Origin of the sequence: Paenibacillus brasilensis, assembly GCF_009363115.1 — a bacterium.
Classification (GTDB): Bacteria; Bacillota; Bacilli; order Paenibacillales; family Paenibacillaceae; genus Paenibacillus; species Paenibacillus brasilensis.
This window is the reverse complement of record NZ_CP045298.1, coordinates 583,724-602,388: the sequence shown is the minus strand read 5'-3', so window position 1 is coordinate 602,388 and position 18,665 is coordinate 583,724. Positions and strand designations below refer to the sequence as shown.

At 33.8% G+C, this 18,665-nt stretch carries 21 protein-coding genes; 20 read left to right on the top strand and 1 reads right to left on the bottom strand.

The genetic code is table 11. The features are described 5' to 3' along the window. Window positions 1-49: 49 nt before the first annotated feature. From GCU48_RS02715 to GCU48_RS02650, 15 genes are all read left to right on the top strand, one after another. A complete protein-coding gene (locus tag GCU48_RS02715) occupies window positions 50-1,021 on the top strand; it encodes an HNH endonuclease (RefSeq protein WP_167518634.1) in 972 nt (323 codons plus the stop codon). Window positions 1,022-1,185: 164 nt separating this feature from the next. After that, window positions 1,186-2,244, top strand: a complete 1,059-nt coding sequence (locus GCU48_RS02710) for a hypothetical protein (protein WP_152378962.1) — start codon at window positions 1,186-1,188, stop codon at window positions 2,242-2,244. 152 nt (window positions 2,245-2,396) lie between these two features. Beyond that, window positions 2,397-2,864, top strand: coding sequence for a DUF2691 family protein (locus GCU48_RS02705; protein ID WP_152378961.1), 468 nt, complete (start codon window positions 2,397-2,399; stop codon window positions 2,862-2,864). A 183-nt stretch (window positions 2,865-3,047) separates the two neighbouring features. Beyond that, a complete protein-coding gene (locus GCU48_RS02700; RefSeq protein ID WP_152378960.1) occupies window positions 3,048-4,043 on the top strand; it encodes a PDDEXK family nuclease in 996 nt (331 codons plus the stop codon). Window positions 4,044-4,192: 149 nt separating this feature from the next. Further along, entirely contained in the window at window positions 4,193-4,960 is a 768-nt protein-coding gene (locus GCU48_RS02695) for an HNH endonuclease signature motif containing protein (protein ID WP_152378959.1), read from the top strand. Between the two features lie 177 nt (window positions 4,961-5,137). Continuing rightward, window positions 5,138-5,491 (top strand): hypothetical protein, encoded by a 354-nt coding sequence (locus GCU48_RS02690; RefSeq protein ID WP_152378958.1) that lies wholly within the window; start codon window positions 5,138-5,140, stop codon window positions 5,489-5,491. Window positions 5,492-5,764: 273 nt separating this feature from the next. Continuing rightward, complete coding sequence (locus GCU48_RS02685) at window positions 5,765-6,841, top strand: hypothetical protein (protein WP_152378957.1); 1,077 nt, start codon at window positions 5,765-5,767, stop codon at window positions 6,839-6,841. 210 nt (window positions 6,842-7,051) lie between these two features. Then, window positions 7,052-7,558 (top strand): DinB family protein, encoded by a 507-nt coding sequence (locus GCU48_RS02680; RefSeq protein ID WP_152378956.1) that lies wholly within the window; start codon window positions 7,052-7,054, stop codon window positions 7,556-7,558. Between the two features lie 234 nt (window positions 7,559-7,792). Then, window positions 7,793-8,533 carry an SDR family NAD(P)-dependent oxidoreductase gene (locus GCU48_RS02675; RefSeq protein WP_152378955.1) on the top strand — a complete coding sequence of 247 codons (741 nt, stop codon included), beginning with the start codon at window positions 7,793-7,795 and terminating at the stop codon, window positions 8,531-8,533. 707 nt (window positions 8,534-9,240) lie between these two features. Continuing rightward, on the top strand, window positions 9,241-9,624 hold the full coding sequence (locus tag GCU48_RS02670; protein ID WP_152378954.1) for a nuclear transport factor 2 family protein: 384 nt from the start codon (window positions 9,241-9,243) through the stop codon (window positions 9,622-9,624). Window positions 9,625-9,808: 184 nt separating this feature from the next. After that, window positions 9,809-10,237, top strand: coding sequence for a hypothetical protein (locus tag GCU48_RS02665; protein WP_152378953.1), 429 nt, complete (start codon window positions 9,809-9,811; stop codon window positions 10,235-10,237). A 335-nt stretch (window positions 10,238-10,572) separates the two neighbouring features. After that, complete coding sequence (comI, locus tag GCU48_RS26730) at window positions 10,573-10,665, top strand: competence inhibitor ComI (RefSeq protein ID WP_007431380.1); 93 nt, start codon at window positions 10,573-10,575, stop codon at window positions 10,663-10,665. Between the two features lie 412 nt (window positions 10,666-11,077). Next, a complete protein-coding gene (locus GCU48_RS02660) occupies window positions 11,078-11,608 on the top strand; it encodes a GNAT family N-acetyltransferase (protein WP_152378952.1) in 531 nt (176 codons plus the stop codon). Window positions 11,609-11,977: 369 nt separating this feature from the next. Further along, window positions 11,978-12,472, top strand: a complete 495-nt coding sequence (locus tag GCU48_RS02655) for a DUF6933 domain-containing protein (protein WP_152378951.1) — start codon at window positions 11,978-11,980, stop codon at window positions 12,470-12,472. A gap of 181 nt (window positions 12,473-12,653) precedes the next feature. Continuing rightward, on the top strand, window positions 12,654-13,262 hold the full coding sequence (locus tag GCU48_RS02650) for a TRADD-N-associated membrane domain-containing protein (RefSeq protein WP_152378950.1): 609 nt from the start codon (window positions 12,654-12,656) through the stop codon (window positions 13,260-13,262). A 223-nt stretch (window positions 13,263-13,485) separates the two neighbouring features. On the opposite strand, the gene GCU48_RS02645 is transcribed toward GCU48_RS02650, so the two are convergent. Then, on the bottom strand, window positions 13,486-13,773 hold the full coding sequence (locus GCU48_RS02645) for a hypothetical protein (RefSeq protein ID WP_152378949.1): 288 nt from the start codon (window positions 13,771-13,773) through the stop codon (window positions 13,486-13,488). Between the two features lie 171 nt (window positions 13,774-13,944). On the opposite strand from GCU48_RS02645, the gene GCU48_RS02640 reads away from it, so the two are divergent. From GCU48_RS02640 to GCU48_RS27540, 5 genes are all read left to right on the top strand, one after another. Further along, window positions 13,945-14,148: a helix-turn-helix domain-containing protein gene (locus GCU48_RS02640; protein WP_019686344.1), complete on the top strand. Its 204-nt coding sequence runs from the start codon at window positions 13,945-13,947 to the stop codon at window positions 14,146-14,148. A gap of 239 nt (window positions 14,149-14,387) precedes the next feature. After that, a complete protein-coding gene (locus GCU48_RS02635; RefSeq protein WP_152378948.1) occupies window positions 14,388-16,184 on the top strand; it encodes an NERD domain-containing protein in 1,797 nt (598 codons plus the stop codon). 227 nt (window positions 16,185-16,411) lie between these two features. Further along, entirely contained in the window at window positions 16,412-17,143 is a 732-nt protein-coding gene (locus tag GCU48_RS02630) for a hypothetical protein (protein WP_152378947.1), read from the top strand. A gap of 227 nt (window positions 17,144-17,370) precedes the next feature. Beyond that, a complete protein-coding gene (locus GCU48_RS27545) occupies window positions 17,371-17,823 on the top strand; it encodes a RelA/SpoT domain-containing protein (RefSeq protein WP_244316035.1) in 453 nt (150 codons plus the stop codon). 195 nt (window positions 17,824-18,018) lie between these two features. Continuing rightward, window positions 18,019-18,474: a hypothetical protein gene (locus GCU48_RS27540; RefSeq protein ID WP_244316033.1), complete on the top strand. Its 456-nt coding sequence runs from the start codon at window positions 18,019-18,021 to the stop codon at window positions 18,472-18,474. The last annotated feature ends 191 nt before the right edge of the window (window positions 18,475-18,665 follow it).

Here is an 18,665-nt window from a genome sequence, read left to right as displayed (position 1 = left end):
AGGGGGCATGAATTACAACCTGAGAATATTTCATAAAGGAGCTAGGGATATGATTTGGATAGAGATGTCAAAGGACAAAGTACATGGGGGAGGAGAATGGGGATTTACAAAATGCCTTTGGTCACCAGCATATAAAATAGTAGGTGATACCAGACGTATATGGGCATATTGGGATAGTTTAATGCGTGTAAAAGAAGGGGACATTATCTTACATTTAAGAGGAGACTCAAATTCTAAATTCATCGGACATTCAATTGCTGAAACAGATGGCTTTATCACAACACTAAGACCACCTGATCCTGGACCAAATTGGAGTTACGCTGATACTTTTTATAGAGTAAATTTGAAGAAATTTGAACCATTTGATCAGGCAATCGAATTAAGTACACTTTTTACTCAAAAAGAAAATCAATTGATGTATTATTTCAATGTAAATAAAGCTAAGAGTTCAGACGAAAAGAAACTTTTATTTTATGTAATTCAAAACGGAAATTTACGTAGACAAAATGGGGCATATCTATCTGAAGTGGATTCAGAATTATACAACATTTTATTTAGTAACAGTAATATTAATACTACTGTTAGAGAAAGATTGGTAATTGATCAGTCCAATACATATGAAAGTCAAAAAACTCTGCCTATTAGAATAGGGCAAAGTAATTTTTCTAAAAATGTTCGCGATAATTTTAATCATATTTGTTGTTTTCCAAATTGTGAAGTTGCTGATAGCAGTTTTCTGATTGGAGCTCATATTGCTAGATGGTCTGATAATTCAGAATCAAGAGGAGATACATCCAATGGATTGTGCCTTTGCTTATTTCATGATAAAGCATTTGAAATTGGCTTATTTACTTTAGATGATAACTTATCTGTTTCTATAGATATTGAAAGACTATCTTATTATCATAGTCCAATAAATCAGATAATAGAATCTAATGGTCAAGCTATTAAAGATTCTAAAATACCAATAAATATTAAATATCTAAGGCATCATTGGGCTAGAATTGGATATAGACCATGAAAATAGCTTATAAATAAAGTTATGGGGTACATTTAACTACAAATTATATGATCTGATTGAATATGTACCTGGAGAAAATCAATAGTGAGGGCAGAGTCTAGAAGCGATTCCGTCGTATAACATAATATTCAAGCTGCGGCTCCGTTGGAGCCTTGGTCTGCGGGATGGATTTCGAAGAGGCATTTCAGCAGACAACCCTATTGGGGCTCATGAATACAGGAACGTTATTGGAAATTAAAGGAGGACAAATAGATATGGATCCTTTTAAAAATGGTCATAATATATTTCAAAATGTACTACAAAAGTTATCAAATCAAGATTTCACAAGATCAATTGAGGATTTAGAAATATTAATGAAAGATCTTATTGAAGAAGCACACGGTAAAGTAATAATTGATTTTTTGGATAGCGCAAACTGGGACATGATTGATGGATTTGAAATAAATTCTAAAAATAATACAGTTCAAATACACTGGCATGATTTTAGAAATGAAGATAATGAAGAAGACCTTATAAGATTAGCTTTTCAGGCAGAACTGTATTCTTTGTATTTTCATTTTCAATCTATAAAGGTCATAAAGTCTTCAACCTTTCCTGCTTTTCTTATTCAAGGTTATGCTTTAAGCGATAAGGAAGTTCGAAAAAATATAGCAAATGAAGTAGAAGAATTTGAACTTGAAGAGAGAAATAATTTTTCTAAAAATGCATATCGTAAAGTGAGTGGTAAATGGCAAGTGATAAAAGTTCTTAATACTCCTATTCACTCAATGCTAATTCTCCCCAAAAATTGCGGTCTTGAAGTGAATCATTCAAAAGAAATATTATTCATGTTTAATTTAGATGAATGTTTGAAAAGATTAAAAACAGTTGGCGAAGAAATTGAAGCACTTGATGAGTGGAATATAGATCAAATTTGTGAAAAATCAAATACGTTAAGACGAATATTAGAAAACAGTCTCAAAATAGAACTTTGTTATAGGAATATAACTGTAAACAAAGGGTATTCGCAATTACTATTAGGAGATTTAATTGCGAAAGTAAAAGGGAACTACGATGAGAAGTTTCAATTCATTTTTGGTAAAATGGTGGCTTTATCTAATGAATTGTCACATGATAGCGGAAAACCTGTAATTAAGGCAAAAGCCTTTTTGCTTTACGGAATGGTAGTATTATATGTTGAGACCTTAAAAACCACTATAAAATTAGAGCCATACGGGCAATAGATACAAGTCTATCAAAAAGCTTTTAACTTCCAATAACATAATATTCACGCTGCGGGCATACGCCCTTGGTCAGGCATTCGCCGGACACCCGACATATGTCGAGTCGTGAATATAGGAACGTTATCAGAAATCAGCGTAAAGAAGGTGAATATATGAATAGAGGAATAAGTTTTGAAATACCAAATTCTTATGGAAGCTTTCTTGGAGAGATTTTAAAACCAATCGATATATCTTATTTCGATTGGTTTATTGGTGGAGAAGAGTCATATTTTATTGTTGATGATACGTTAGGAGATAGTCTTTTTCCGGATATGGTTATTGGATTGAATGGAGAAGGACTAAAAAAGACTATTGATAATAACAAGTACTACTTAATATTTGCGAACTTAAAGGCGTATCCAAAAGGAGCAAAAATAATAGATGTAGTGTCATATGAAGAATATATTGCGAGTGAGTGTCAGATTGTTCTTCTTGTAATTGATAGTGTATACGTAACTGTTTATTGTAAAGACCTTGAAAAACTTGAAGACTTATATGACCACATAAAGAGACAAGGGTTTGAATCTCTCGAATATATAACTGATGAAAATGATACAAGAACAAAACTATCAGTCTGGTGATTAAATAAAAATATTGATTGTTGCAAGTAGTTCGAGGAAGACACTGATATCTGATAACATTATATTCACGCATCGGGCATACGCCCTCGGTCCGGCAGAGGCGGCCGGACACATCCGACTCCGCCGGACGTCGTGAATACAGGAACGTTAGCAGAAATTGATGATGAGATTGGGAGATAATATATGTGGAATATAATAATAGATAAGGATTTGAATTATCCAATAGATGTAACATTCAATGGTTTGGAAGTTAATTACGTTCCTGTCAGTGATGATGTAATAGAAGTTAATTGTAACGATTGGCCCGAGTTTATTAACCAAGCCAACTCGGATTTTCCATCTAATATTGAAATAAGTATTTCAATGGATTTAACAGAGTTGAATACAATTTGTAGCATATTGTATGTTAGGCGAGAAAAAAATGAAAAGTATACCCGGTTGTTGTGTATGTATCCCAATGTAAATTGGAGCAGTAAGTGGAATGGTTCATTATTAGTTGGAAATATGGCTGAGCAGGCAGTGTACACGAATTTATTATTAGAAGATTATGATGCACAACCAAAATATAATGAAGACCCATATATCATTTACAATAGAAATCTAAAGGCTTCAGAAACGATTGAGGATCAATTGCTATTAGCATTAAAAGAAGTTAACTCAGCTGCGAGTCAGTCTGAGATTGCATTAGGCAATCTAGTGTGGAAGAAAGAATATGAAATTAATGAAAAGCTCTTTAGTATTGAGGTCGTTTTTCCACTGTTAAGAAGAATGGGGTTCCTTTCCGTAAGATATAATCACGGGAGTAAAGAATATGGAAAAGACTTTGTATTTTCTGAGATCACAAAATTTAATGTTGTTATTAATAATGCTATACAAGTTAAAGCTGGAAATATTAATGGTGGAGTAAAATCTCAGATTGATGAAATAATTGGTCAATTAGAAGATGCATTTTCTTTACCGTATAGAGAATTAGGATCCGAAGGTAATAAGTACATTAGTAATTTTTATGTGATTATAAGTGGTTTGTTTACAGAAAATGCAAAAGAAAAGATAATATATAAAATTCCAAAAGAATTAAAAGGATCAATTTTTTTTATTGATAGATATAAAATACTTGAATTGATAGATAAGTATTGGAATAATTATAGTGATTTGTACGAACATTCAATGAAGTTATAAACTTCTGCTAACATAATATTCAAGCAGCGGCTCCGCTGGAGCCTTGGTCTGCAAGGTGGATTTCGAAGAGGCATTTCAGCAGACAACCCCTCCAGGGTTCATGAATACAGAAACGTTATCAGAAATTACTTAGAGAAGAGAGGCATAATATGAGCGTTTACATAACAGATGAACATTTTAGACAAGTATGGTTTTTATACAAGGAAGGTGAAGAAAGAAAAAGGCTACTAAGATTACAAGATGATTTGTTTTTCAGCATTTTTATTGCTTCCTTTGATGATTCTGAAGAGATATATCCTGCAATAGAAGATAGACACGTTGATATTCTTAAAGAACCATACACTTGGCTTGAGAAACCTAGAATTAGATTTTCATTACACGGAATTGACTTGGGTAAAGGAAAAATAATTAACAACACTTCTTTTTATGAATATGATAATCCACTTATGGCTTTTTTCAATGCTGAAATTTTTCTGCCGGAAATAACTGATTCAATAGGATATCTAAGAGATATTTCATTAGATGAATTAATTACATATGCGAAGTACAGATGGTGTAAAGACATGGATCTGCTTTACATACATGCACAGGAAGCTATAGATATTGAAAATCGAATTATAGAAGCCACAGACATAATTGAAGGTCGTAGAGAAGAGCCTGAAAACGAATATCAAGTGTTCATTAATAAGCTAAGACTAATGCCATACCAGCTTTACTTGCAAACTGAGCACTGGAAGCATTTCAGAGAAGAAGCTATTAAGTTTTATCAAAGCAAGTGTCAGCTATGTGGGAATATAGAACGACAAAGCTATAACTTACATTTACATCATAATAACTATAGTAATCGGGGGAGAGAGACTTTTAATGACGTCATTCTATTATGTGCATCCTGTCATAGGTCGTATCATAAAAAATGAATGTTTCTCAATGACGGCGGTAGCTTCTGATAAAAGAACGTTATCAGAAATCAAATTAAGGAGAGAAGAATGAATAGAAAAGAAGAAATTATAGGTCGGGTTTAAAAGGTTGATGAAAAATATGGAGAACAACTAGAAACAATAGCTGATAAATTCCAAGAACAATATGATAAGTTCATGTTGGAAACAGAAGGAGAAAACTATTTTCAGATTATTCTAAGAGCACATCTATATATTGAATTTGAAATGACAGAAATACTAAAGTCGAAATTAATGCACCCAGAAGAGCGTGGAGATAAGCTAAATTTCAGCGTAACATTAAAAGTCTTACTGGCCGTTGGTGCGATTCCGTTAGAGTTGAAGGGCCCTATTAATTTTCTGAATAGGATAAGAAATAAGTACGCACATGAGTTGGATTTTCAATTTAGCGAAGAAACATTTAGAAAATTTGTTGATACTTTTACAGAAAAATTTAAGGCAGGTTTTGTTTGCTCTATGGGTAGTACTTATCGGTTACAGGTTGATAGATGAGGAAATAGCTACCGAGCTCCAAAACATATTTAAGTAATTTAAAAGGACATATAACTTCTGATAACATAATATTCAAGCTGCGGCTCCTGATGGAGCCTTGGTCTGCGAGATGGATTTCGAGGAGGTGTTTCAGAAGACAACCCCTACGGGGTTCACGAATACAGAAACGTTATCAGACAGACTTGCAGTGAACTACTATTATAATCAATAAGCGTTAAAGTCACTCATTATCTGCACACTAATATATTCTTAATGAAAATTGGAGTGGAACAAATGGCTTCTGAAATTGCATTTGGAGTAGGATGTTTTCATTTTGGCTTAAAAGCCGGAACCAATACAACTATAGGAGAATATTTTAATGAGATTCAAAAAACACTTGAATCAATATCTAATATAAGTGAAATAGATATTGAATTTTATGAAGAAGATTATGATCTTTCTGAAAGTATTTTTATCTCTTCTGATAATAGAGGTATATCAGATGGTGGAAGTCTTGAACCTTACTTAGAGGATTTAAAAATTTCCTTTGATATATTTATTCCCAAAAGAATTCAAGAAGAGTTAAAACAAATATATGATTTTTTTGAAACAGAAAGATTCAGAATTTCAATTAACTATACCTATTATTTTCCTGTAGTAACCGTACAATTATTAGATCCTTTGAGTAATAACGTTTTGCCATCCTCTGCTGTTGTCCTTGTCCGAGAGTTTTTAAGAAAAGAACTGTCCAAAATAAAATCATTTATCGATTTTCAAGTACTTGGCCCAAGTCCTTTCCACGCGGACTTCTTTATAAAAGAAAATGATCAAATCGAGAAACCATTTACAATTTCAATTGTTGAAACCAAAGGATATGATCAAGTTGTTATTTCATGTAAAGATTACATTAACGTTGAAGAAGGTTTGAAAAAAATACTATTTGAAACTCTTGATGAATTTGGATTTTTTTACGAATTGAACCATTCTGATTCTGTAGCAAATAGAAAATGGATGGTGATCGAAGAAAATCTTGATACATTGGTAGAGATAAAGAAAGATGGAAAACAATTTAAAAACTTTTTTAGAACCAATAAGATTCTAAATGAACTATTTATTAATATTGGTTATTTTGAAAAAGACCAGATTATATATAAATCTTATATTCAAAAGAGCAAAAGAAATATTACTCATTTTATTTTGTATGTGGATCGAGAAATTGATGAACGGGTGAACTATCCTACCAAGCAAGTGACAGAACTCATTAAACTCTATGAGAATCAAAAGTTAAATGTATACGTTATGTCAGCTACAGTAATCGCTGCGGTTTCAGGAGGCTTATTAGGTGCTTTGATAACTACATTTTTCAATTAATTTTATATAACTAAGAAACATACGAGAAGATTAAATTATAATTGACGAGATAAATCATTAGAGAAGGCAAGACCATCTGATAACAATATATTCACGCATCGGACATTCGTCCTCGGTGCGGCATTCGCCGGACACCCAGCATGCGCTGGGTCGTGAATACAGGAACGTTATAGGAAATATCCGCAAAAAATTCAAGAAAGGAAGATTTCGATGGAAATTCAAGAAATCAATCAAAAATTAATAGAAACTAGAGCCGAATTACTAAGAATTCTTAATGGACTGAGTGGAGATCAATTAAACAAACGGAAGGACCCACACAGTTGGAGTATTGGTCAGGTATGTCATCACTTAAGTAAGACAGAAGAATTATATGTCATAGCAATAAAGAAAGGGTTAAAGAGCAATGAAGATTCATTTATAGAGAATAAATCATTAGAATTTCTACTAGATAGAAGTAAAAAGTTAGAAGCTCCCGACATTGCTAAACCAACTGATGAAATATTAGAACATCAAGAAATCATTGAAAAACTAAACAATTCAAGGGAGAAGTTAAATGAAGTTTTAAACACAGTAGAAGACCCGTCAGTGCTGAGTAGAAGACATTTTATGCACCCAGTCTTTAAGGAGATGTTATTAATTGAATGGGTTAAATCACTGTACTTGCATGAACAAAGACATATTAAACAAATTAATGAAATTACAGATGGATTTAAGTAAGGCGTTGCATATTCGAAGAAGACGAATACAACCTATAACAGCGTATTCACGCTACGGACCTTTCGGTCCTTGGTCTGCAGAGGATTTTCGTGGAAGCGGCATCAGCAGACAACCCTGCACTGGCTAAGTCCATCGGACCCGGGGCTGACGCCCCTTAAGCCAGTGAGGGTTCATGAATACAACAACGTTAGGTGAAATCAATGCTAATTGAATATAAGGAATGGAGGTAATTCAATGAATAGAGGTCATTTCATAATCACTGGTACATCAAGAGGTATCGGTGAACAATTATCCACAATGCTCCTTGATAATGGTAACTTTGTTTATGGTATTTCACGTGGAGATTCAAATACTTTAGATAAGTACAAGAATTACACTCACCGTAATTTTGATCTAAGTAATATACTGGGAATCGAACTTATGCTGAAAGAGATTTTCAATCAAATTAACTTAAATGATTCGGAAATGATTTGTCTTATTAATAATGCTGCCATGCTCGAACCATTAAAAAGGATAGACAACTGTAACGCTGAAGAGATTAATAAGAACCTACAAATAAGTCTAATTGCTCCAATGGTTTTGACATCTTACTTTATAAGGCAAACCGATAACGTCCAAATTAGGAAAAAGATTATTAATATATCTTCAGGATCTGGGACATATCCAGCACCCGCAATGAGCGTGTATTGTACCGCTAAAGCTGGAATAAATATGTTTACTCAATGTATCGGGGCTGAGCAATCGAAACAACAATATCCATTAGAAATAATTGCTGTAGATCCGGGGATGGTTGAAACGGAATTGCAAATAGTCGCCAGAGGAAAGAATGATCAAGATTTTGAAATGGCCAAATTCTTTAAACAGGCACATCAAACAGGACAGTTACAATCAACAGAAGAACTTGGGAAGCACTTAATAAATATTATTGATAAGAAGATTGAGCCTGGAAAGTTGGTTAACTACTCTGAGGGTTAATTCAGAGAAGACATTGACATCGCCTAACAAAGAATTCGCACTACGGGCCAGGCCATACGGCCCTTGATCTGCCAGAAGTATTTTCGGGGAAGTGGATTCAGGCAGATACATCCATTCCCCTAAGGTAAGAGCTATCTAAGGGGAATGGACGTCGCGAATACCCGAACGTTATATGCAACCTGAAAGGCAGGGAAAACATAGAGGAAGAACAAATGTGTAAGCGCCGGGTGCCATTTCGGCGCTTTTTGTTTAAGGCAAAGGGAAAGAGACATTTAAGAAATAGGAGAGAAGAAAGGTTAAAACCAGAGGATCAACAAGCCCAAGATTCGATCTAGGAAACAGGAAGCACGAAGACACTTCGGGCAAGGCAAATGGAGAAAAAGAAAGGATAGAAAAGAGATTTTAAAAAAAGAACAAAAGATAGGAAAACATAGAGAAGTGCTAAAAAAGAGGTTGTGAAAAGACAGAGAGAAAGCATAAAATTAAGGAAGGAAAAGATCGAATAAGATTAAGAGAATCTGGAAAGATACAGGCAGCATATAACATAATATGCACGCATAGGGCATACGCCCTCGGTCCGGCAGGGGGATTTCAGGGAAGAAGAGGCAGCCGGACACACCTGGCATTCGCCAGGCGTCGTTAATACGGGAACGTTATCTGAAATCAGGACAAATATGTAATATCAAAATCTAGGAGTGTGATTCGACTTGGAGAACTCAAATTTAAAAGATCTTATAGAAAAATACCTGAGCGCATATAACACGTTTAACATTGATGGAATGATAGGAGTTTTGAATGAGAATATTCATTTTCGAAACATTTCTAAAGGTGAAGTTAATTCGGAAACAAAGGGGATTCAGGAATTTCGCACATTAGCAGAGCAGTCAATTCAGGTATTTTCTCAAAGGCGTCAAGTAATAAAGAACATTACTTTCACAGGAGATAAAGCAGAGGTTGACATTGAATATGAGGGAATATTGTCCAGTGATCTCCCTAATGGAATGAAGGCAGGAGAAACATTAAAACTTCAAGGGAAATCAATATTTCAAATGAAAGATAAGAAGTTGATACTGATTGAAGATCAAAGTTGAAACGTTGTTGAAAGTTATTCATAGATTCCCCTGAAATCAGATAATAATATATTCATGCATCGGGCATACGCCCTCGGTCCGGCAGAAGGATTTCGGAGAAGCCGGACACATCTGGCATTCGCCAAGCGTCGTGAATACAGAAACGTTATGTGAAATCGACGATATTATTTAAGAGGTAAACACAATGAAGATAATAAGAAATAAAGAAGAACTTGAAGGAACTTGTTATATTGAAATTTTGCCAGGTAGATACCTTGGTCAATGTTGGAATGATACTTCAATCTTTTTGACCGAAGAAGTATTTGGTTTTATAGAGAAATCAATTGAAAGTGAATACCCTACTTATGATCACTATGCTTTTAATGAGATTCAAAAGGAAATTTGGTGGAGGATCCTAGGGAGATTAGAAAGAGTAATAAATCTTCTTGAAGGACACCACAAAATGAATACACTTAAAGAGCATATTGGCTTTTTCTTTGGATGTAGTAAAGATGAGTTTATAAAAGACTATGAAAATAACATTGAAAAACTGAGAGAATTAATTAACGAATTTCAAACATGGATTAAAGAGCGATTGAAATCCCAAAATTATATTTCAGTACTAGGCATTTAGCTAATTCGAGGAAGTCGTCGATATCACATAACATCTTATTTACGCTGCGGAGCCTGGCGACTTCTTGGTCCAGCCGAGGAATTTTCGATGGAGTGGATCTAGGCGGACAACCCTGCGATCCCAACCGCGTCGCAGCCGCCCCCGTTGGGGCTTAAGGTTCTCGGGTTCGTGAATACAGAAACGTTATATAATAGAAATAAAAAGCAATATGGATCAAGAAAAGAATGTAGAAGAAAGCAGATAAGAACGCTTGTGCGCAGATGTAAATGCAGGTAAAATATAGATACAATTGAATCTTGGGTGGGTATGGTTTCCCTTCGAAAGGAGGTGAAACCATGGAAGTGAAAGATGCGATGACTCTTATGCTATTATTCGGAACATTCATTCTTGCACTTTTAACATACATCAATAACAACAAGAGAAAGTAAAAACCCACCCCAAGGTTGACCGCCAAAGGTGGGTTTTTATTCCGAGAGCTTTAAGAAGGGATAAACCATCCAAGCCAATTGTACTGACCAAGTGTTGACGCACTTGGTCTTTCTTTAAGAATATGATAACACATGAGAAAAGATGAATCAAAGCTAAAATAAATAATTGAAGTGAAAAAGGACAGGTTAGTAAGCAATCTCGAAGAAGCATATCCATCATATAACATAATATTCAAGCTGCGGCCCCTGACGGCGTCTGGGTCTGCGAGATGGATTTCGGTGAGGTATTTAAGCAGACAACCCCTTCGGGGTTCATAAATACAGGAACGTTATTCGCGATACTGGAAAATATTATGAAAACATACAATATAGAATAAAGATGGACGTAGATATTAAATAAGGAGTTAATTATATGATCATTAAAATGTCACATACAAATAGTAAGGATTATAACAAGCCTAATGAGGGCTTAATTGTTTATGGGAGAATTGTACCAAAATACGAGAACGATATTTGGACATATACCGAAGAGCTTTTTTCTGATCATTATAATAAACAATATGACAGTGAAGATATCGACATAAGCTATATCGATGACAAAAACAAAGCTGTTTATTTATATTATGACGATGTTAATTGTATTGGACAGATCAGGCTTCGTTCTTATTGGAATGGCTATGCTTTTATAGAAGATATTGCAGTTGCAAAAAAATGGAGAAAAAAGGGTGTTGGAACAGCGTTATTACACAAAGCAATCGAGTGGGCAAGGCAGCATAACTTCATTGGTCTTATGCTTGAAACGCAGGATGTAAATGTTTCTGCATGCCGTTTTTATGCTAAAAACAATTTTGTTATCGGTGCAGTCGATAATATGCTATATTCTAAATTTCCGACAGCAAATGAAAAAGCAATATTTTGGTATTATAAATTTTGTGGGTACTAGGAATGTAAAACTCAAAATGTCGGGCCAAGAGGTGGATTTAAATATCTAAGTTTTGAGTATACAGATTAAAATGGGATAGGGATTCAATATTCAAATGGGTTCAAACAGGAATCCCAAAGAATAATCGAATATTTTAAAGAGATGGATTATTCAATTGAAGAGAGATTGTGGAAGTAAGTTCAGGATTATTCAGGATGCGGCTAACGGCAGATAACATAATATTCAAGCGGCGGCTCCTGATGGAGACTCGGTCTGCCGATGTATTTACGAAGGGGGATTTCAGCAGACAATCCCTTGCGGGGTTCATGAATACAGAAACGTTATCTGAAACCATTGCAAACCTGTAAATCAATAAGAAGGAGAACAATAATGTACGTTATAAGAGCGACACAAAAACTGCTAAAAGAAATGGATTACAAAGTACAAAAAATAGATATATCTGTTCCGTTAAATACATGGCATGCGAATATGTTCACATTGAATAGAAGAAAAACAATCGTATTCATGAATGACTTATCAAGATTAAGTTTAACGATCGTAGGAGTTAAAAAGGCACAACTAAAAAATGTAGAAGAGTTATTCGTTAGTGAACTAAGAAATTATTTAATGAGTGAGGAAATCGAAGAAAAAGTAATTAGCAGGTATATCGAAGAAAATGAAGGTATGATTATCACAACTACTAATAATCGAAGCGTGATAGGAACATTAAATGAAATTATTTATACGATGAAAATCATAGAGCGAGAATTTGTTGAAGGAATAGAAAGAAATCAATGGAATAACCGATTCATCTATAAAGCAATAAAATATGAGTATCCCATCGAGGTGTTTAAGAAGGCGATGGAAGAAAACTACAGAGGATAATGAAAGTAAGCGCTAAGAAACAACGGAATCAGATAACATAATATTCAAGCTGTGGCTCCTGATGGAGCCTAGGTCTGCGGGAAGGATATCGAAGAGGAATTCAGCAGACAACCCCTGACGGGGTTCATGAATACAGAAACGTTATACGAAAGACTCTAAATACAATCATGGAGGTAGCATAATGTCGTTAGATCCGGTAATTCAAATGATTCAATCTGTAACAATTACTATTTTTGCTTCATCAGTTCTATTGGTTACGAAACAAATTTATGATAAGACGAGAAGTAAAGAAGAAGAAAAAGAAATACAAAATGAAGTAAACAAAGCAATGGGGACATTTTCAAATGATGATACAGATGATATTTTACGACTGATGAGACGAAATGTAGGAGAACTAAAGGAATATTACACAATAAACAAACAGCAAGCAAGAAATGCTTTTTCATCAGCATTAATAATTTGTTTCTTAGGATTTATTCTGTTTGCATTGGGTTTTATAAGTGTTTATTTTATAGAAGATAACGGGAATATAGTAATATATACAACAATATCAGGTTCAATTGTTGAAATCATATCTGGATTGTTTTTTTGGCTATATAGTCAATCTTTGAAGCAAATTAATTTATTTCATGAGAGCTTAAGGAATACAGAAAAGTTTCTAACGGCAATTCAATTAGCTGAGAAATTGTCAGTTAAAAACCAAGATTTAATTTATGGATTTATTATTCAAAGTATCTTTAAAAATGACAACTTGAATATTTCAAAGAATGAAAGTGAAACTACAACTTAGAATATTCAATGTAGTAGATGCTTTCGTATAACATTGTATTCACGCATCGAATTCTGGCGGTCCTCAGTCCGCGAGAAGCTATTGGCTGGGAAGCAGATTCAGCAGACACATCCGCACCGACTAACCGCATCGCGGCCGGCTGCTAGCAGCCTTAAGTCGGAGGAACGTCGTGAATACAGAAACGTTATACGACAGCATCAAATGAAAAAGAGCCAATAGGCTCTCAATCTAAAGATATATGTAATTCGTTATGCAGGTGAAGAGCGTCCTTAAAACCTTGTAAATAAATTTCACGTTCTAAAATAGCTTGAACAGAAAGCTCAGCATCGTCGTAAAGGAATAAGGTCTTCTGTATATTCTCCGGTGCTCCTTCATGTAACTGCTTGAAATAGAGATTCCGTTCGGATGAGAACTGGTTGTAGCTGGAGTTGTTTTTGATAAGCTCGCCATATAAAGATTCAATTCGAGTATAGATCAGTGAATCAAGTAAGACTTCTAAAGAATTATGCATTTTGAACACCATCTAATGTATTTGATTTTATGAATAAAAATTCGATTTATTAAATATAATTTTAATATATCAAATAATTAAATCAATACATGTTGAAGATGTTTTTGATAAAGAAAATATACTTTCATATAATTAAAGAAAAATTCACTTGATGTGTGAAAGGAATATCAGATGATTAGTTATAAACCTTTTCAAAAATTATTGATCGACAGGGAGATTAAGAAGCAGGATTTATTGAAAATGACAGGTATCTCGTCTGCTACAATGGCGAAACTCAATACGAACGAATATGTGTCATTAGAAGTGATTGATAAATTATGTACGGCTTTAGGTTGTCAGCCAGGAGATTTATTGGAACATATAGCAGAACAATGACAGAATAGAATCAAGAATGAATGTTGGTTGATCGAAGAAGTGATTCCATCGTATAACATAATATTCAAGTAGCGGCTCCTTTGGAGCCTTGGTCTGCGAGAAGGATTTCAGGGAAGCATTTCAGCAGGCAACCCCTGGCGGGATTCATGAATACAGAAACGTTATACGCAAGTCATCAAAGTTCTACATTACCGATTTATATATTTTTAATCAATTCAATGCATTAGAGGAGGATAATCATGGCGTGTGAATATTGCTCAGTATCATATTCGAAAGAACGAATTATTGAAGGATCGAAAAAACACTTATGCGAAACTTGTTCGTATATAGAAGACGTGATTAATAATTTCGTTATTAATACGCATCCTCTTTATGTTATAGATTTAACAAAAAAATTTCTTAGTATCTGTCCTATATTTAATGAGGGTAAGATTATCTCAGTAAATTCAGCAATGATGGATTTAAGCGGATACGATGAAGAGAAAATTATAAGAAAGATGACTAATGAGCTTGGACTAAATAACACACGATATTCAGATAAAGTAAGTATATCAATGATCACCAATCGCCTAATGGGATATTTATTTGACTATGTAAGAGAACTTATTCTTGATAACCCAAAGGGATACTTATTATCCTTTTTGAAATTATTAGAATACAACATTCATATTACTCTGGCAGCTGTTTCTTGGCTAAATCAAGGTGAAAATAATTTTAAAATAGAAGAAATAACTGATAATTTTAGTCGGACTGTTATTCAAAGTTTGAACTTGCAAAAAACAACCGGTCTATCATTTAACAGTATATATAAAGAGTGGGAAAATGTTTTGGCTCTTGATAAACAAGCTTTTCAATATGGAGTTGAAATAATAAATTATTATTCAAAGAGAGTTCCTCACTCTAATAAGGAGCTAAATGTCGATAAATTTGGTGAATTGATTGCTACATTTAGAGCTATTTTCTTTGTGTTAAATGTACGAGATACAGCATCTGAAGGCATAATGAGTGAGAATAAAATGATTATTGATAATGAGGGTCTTCTCAGAGTAAATCAAAAAATTGACCATGATTATTTTTCGACTTTCTATGTCGATGCCATGATTAATAGAAGAAGAGCAAGTATCCCTGATGTAATCTTTAAGCAATTTGACCAAGTGTGTCTAAAATATATTGGTATAGAATTGGATGGAGTTCGAAAAATCGGGCATGAATTGTTGAATGCCTATATAAATTCAGATGAATTTTTAATAGGGAGTATCTCGTATTTTAAATTGTTATTTATGGAATTGTTAAATATCTCAGTTGAATCTTCTGATCGATTACTAGCTTTGTTTATAAATAATCAAGATTCTTTAGAGTTTGCAATTTCTACCACAGAAAGGGAATACAGAGCTTTGAGAAAATGTTTAATTCCCATAAAAAACGATATTATTGCTTGTCCTATCAGCCTATTATCATATGCAACAACTGCATTATATTTAGATATTATTGAAAATTCTCTTCCAGATTCATCATTTAAACGTGAACTATTTAAAGTTACTTCGCAACTTCATAAAGAATTTGAAAAAGAAGTTGTTAATTTATTGAAGCAATCATTTGAAGGCGTATTAATAAAGTCTGATGTTCAAAAAGAAAATGAGATTCCTTTTCATTATAAAAAAGGATATGTGACTTTGTCTGGGCAGATAGACGTTCTTATATTGATACAAGGAAAATTATTCGTCATAGAGTGCAAAGATAATCCCTATAAATATACAGCTAAAGCTATTAGTAATGAATTGAATAAATTTCGTAAAGTCAGTAAGGGCTCATACCAATTCAAATTGAGAAATAAAATCAATGATATTAATGAGAATTGGGATTCGGTAATAAGATATCTAGGAGTATCCGATCCAGATTCTTTAGAAAAGCATGAGCCAATTGGTTTGTTTGTAGTTGATTCTTTTTCTGCTGCTGTGCTTGAAAAAGAATTGCTATATCCAGTGGTTTTGTTTTCTGATTTGAAAAATTATATTAAAGAGAGATTAATAGTTTAATTATTCATTGAATGACAAGCCTAATCAAAATGAAAATACTCTCAATCTATGGAGGTTCATTCGAAGAAGACTGACCAGCGTATAACATGATATTCACGCTGCGGACATTCGTCCTTGGCCCGACATTCGCCGGACACCCAGCATAAGCTGGGTCGTGAATAGAGGAACGTTATACGACAAAATCTAAATGCTATTGTTGAAGAATCAACTTTACAGAAGGAGAAATTATGCAAAAAAACTTAAATGTCGATAAAATTCTTGGAGTAATGTTGAAAGAAATACAAAATGAAACAAGGAAATGGCTAGCTGGCAGACCATGTAGTGAGGAAGCATTTTTAAACAGACTTACTGAGGTTTTAGCAAAGCCGAGAAGGAATTGCGATGTAGGAAATACTGAAGTTTATAAAGTAGAGGTTAAACAGTATATTTTACATAGAAAAGGTAAAAATCAAACGGATAAATATGGCTCAGATCTAGCAGTTACAATTTCTATCCCAGACCTCGAATTCTCAAAAACATCGTTGCTCCAATTAAAAAAAAGTGAAAATTATAAGGCACAACTTTTGCGAGACCAAATACAACAAGCATCACAATTCGAACCCATCAAGCAAAGAAGTTTTGTAATGACAGTAGATGAATCACGAGGCGGCATTAAAGTCAATTCTATTACTAATATTGAGAAGGATATACCTATTGGACAAGCTAGTAAGACTTTTGAATGTGAAGAGTGGGATACACTTTCAGAATGGATTATTAAATGGATGAGTTGTAAAGTAGGAGCTGGAAATAAGGCTAATGATCCAATGCCTATTGAAAAATTATTAGAAAAGCAAATTATAAATGATGGTGAGATTGACCAACTTGAACTTGATGATATTTATGATTCAAATGAACTTAAATTACCCGAAGATTTCTTTTTAACTAAGAATTGGATAAAGTATACTTTTAGAAAAGAATGACTCCAAAAATAGAGTTAAAGAAAAAAAGAATATGTTAGTCAATCAGAGAAGGGATTCCGTCGTATAACATAATATTCAAGCAGCGGCTCCTAACGGAGCCTTGGTCTGCGGGAAGGATTTCGTGGAAGCAGATTCAGCAGACACATCCGACATTCGTCGGACGTCGTGAATACAGGAACGTTATACGCAATACCGCAGAAAGGTCATATTAATTAGGAGGTTCATTAATGGAGAATAGAGAGAAGAATATAGACGAGATTATCAAATGGTATGTGAATGTAAGACCTACATACAAAAACCTTGCAAGTAAAGTTGAGTCAATCATAAGAGAAGTTTTAAATAGCTCAGGAATTTCATATTATACAGTTTCAAGTCGAGCAAAAGACATTGAGAGCTTTTCAAAAAAGGCCAGTAAAGAAAAATACAAAAATCCAAAAAAAGAAATTAAAGACATGGCGGGAATAAGAATTATTACATTTGTTAAAAGTGAGGTCTTACAATGTTGCGATATAATTAAACCATTATTTGATATTGACCCTGATCATAGTGTGGATAAAACAAAGGAACTCGGAAATGATAAGGTAGGATATAGATCTATTCACTATGTAGCCAAGCTAACAGATGAAAGACTTGGATTGCCAGAATATAGCGTGTTTAAAGAATTAACTTTTGAAATATAGATTAGAACTATACTTGAGCATGCTTGGGCAGATATCTCGCACGATAGAAATTATAAGTTTATTGGTAATTTACCTACGGAAAATGATATACAGAGAAGGTTCTCCTTAGCAGCAGCTACTTTAGAATTAGTTGATAGAGAATTTGATAATTTAGCAAAGGAAATAAATATTTATGATAAAGAAGTTAAGAATAAAGTGGAAAATGATGATTTGAATGTATTTATTAATACTACTTCATTAAGAAATTATCTGAATAATAAATTCAGACCACTTATTGACAAAAATATATTAGAACCCACCTTTAATAAAGGAAGTAAACGTATAGTTAATGAATTAAAATTATATGGAATATACACCCTAGCAGATATAGATAGTATAGTAGGGGACGACATAAATAAATATGTCGATAATCCAACAAATTACTTGGGTTTATTAAGGTACATTATGATTATTAACGACATAGACTTGTACTTTGAAAAGTCCTGGAGAAAATCTTGGACAGGAATAGATCGGAAAGAGATTAATTACTTATCTTCATTAGGTGTAGACATAGAGACGATTATAGATAAATACGAATTTGATGTTAACGAGAATGACATTGATTATGATGAAGATGATATTTTTGAAGAAGAGTTTTTTTCAGAAGACTAAAAGTAAATAAAGGAGTGACTTGATTAATCAAGAAGTCGGTACAGCGTCTAACATAATATTCACGCATCGGACACAAGCCCTCGGTCCGGCAGATGCAATCCAGGGAAGCATAGGGCTGCCGGACACACTTGGCATACGCCAAGCGTCGTAAATACAGGAACGTTATACGCAATACCAAGACTAAGATACAA

What these genes read in the sequence shown, in the direction of transcription:
- GCU48_RS02660 (WP_152378952.1), top strand. Translation starts at nt 11,078, where the DNA reads ATGATCATTAAAATGTCACATACAAATAGTAAGGATTATAACAAGCCT.
- GCU48_RS02695 (WP_152378959.1), top strand. Translation starts at nt 4,193, where the DNA reads ATGAGCGTTTACATAACAGATGAACATTTTAGACAAGTATGGTTTTTA.
- GCU48_RS02705 (WP_152378961.1), top strand. Translation starts at nt 2,397, where the DNA reads ATGAATAGAGGAATAAGTTTTGAAATACCAAATTCTTATGGAAGCTTT.
- GCU48_RS02630 (WP_152378947.1), top strand. Translation starts at nt 16,412, where the DNA reads ATGCAAAAAAACTTAAATGTCGATAAAATTCTTGGAGTAATGTTGAAA.
- GCU48_RS02700 (WP_152378960.1), top strand. Translation starts at nt 3,048, where the DNA reads ATGTGGAATATAATAATAGATAAGGATTTGAATTATCCAATAGATGTA.
- GCU48_RS02650 (WP_152378950.1), top strand. Translation starts at nt 12,654, where the DNA reads ATGTCGTTAGATCCGGTAATTCAAATGATTCAATCTGTAACAATTACT.
- GCU48_RS02715 (WP_167518634.1), top strand. Translation starts at nt 50, where the DNA reads ATGATTTGGATAGAGATGTCAAAGGACAAAGTACATGGGGGAGGAGAA.
- GCU48_RS02685 (WP_152378957.1), top strand. Translation starts at nt 5,765, where the DNA reads ATGGCTTCTGAAATTGCATTTGGAGTAGGATGTTTTCATTTTGGCTTA.
- GCU48_RS02710 (WP_152378962.1), top strand. Translation starts at nt 1,186, where the DNA reads ATGGATTTCGAAGAGGCATTTCAGCAGACAACCCTATTGGGGCTCATG.
- GCU48_RS02665 (WP_152378953.1), top strand. Translation starts at nt 9,809, where the DNA reads ATGAAGATAATAAGAAATAAAGAAGAACTTGAAGGAACTTGTTATATT.
- GCU48_RS02675 (WP_152378955.1), top strand. Translation starts at nt 7,793, where the DNA reads ATGAATAGAGGTCATTTCATAATCACTGGTACATCAAGAGGTATCGGT.
- comI (WP_007431380.1), top strand. Translation starts at nt 10,573, where the DNA reads ATGGAAGTGAAAGATGCGATGACTCTTATGCTATTATTCGGAACATTC.
- GCU48_RS02680 (WP_152378956.1), top strand. Translation starts at nt 7,052, where the DNA reads ATGGAAATTCAAGAAATCAATCAAAAATTAATAGAAACTAGAGCCGAA.
- GCU48_RS02655 (WP_152378951.1), top strand. Translation starts at nt 11,978, where the DNA reads ATGTACGTTATAAGAGCGACACAAAAACTGCTAAAAGAAATGGATTAC.
- GCU48_RS02635 (WP_152378948.1), top strand. Translation starts at nt 14,388, where the DNA reads ATGGCGTGTGAATATTGCTCAGTATCATATTCGAAAGAACGAATTATT.
- GCU48_RS02645 (WP_152378949.1), bottom strand. Translation starts at nt 13,773, where the DNA reads ATGCATAATTCTTTAGAAGTCTTACTTGATTCACTGATCTATACTCGA.
- GCU48_RS02640 (WP_019686344.1), top strand. Translation starts at nt 13,945, where the DNA reads ATGATTAGTTATAAACCTTTTCAAAAATTATTGATCGACAGGGAGATT.
- GCU48_RS27545 (WP_244316035.1), top strand. Translation starts at nt 17,371, where the DNA reads ATGGAGAATAGAGAGAAGAATATAGACGAGATTATCAAATGGTATGTG.
- GCU48_RS02690 (WP_152378958.1), top strand. Translation starts at nt 5,138, where the DNA reads ATGTTGGAAACAGAAGGAGAAAACTATTTTCAGATTATTCTAAGAGCA.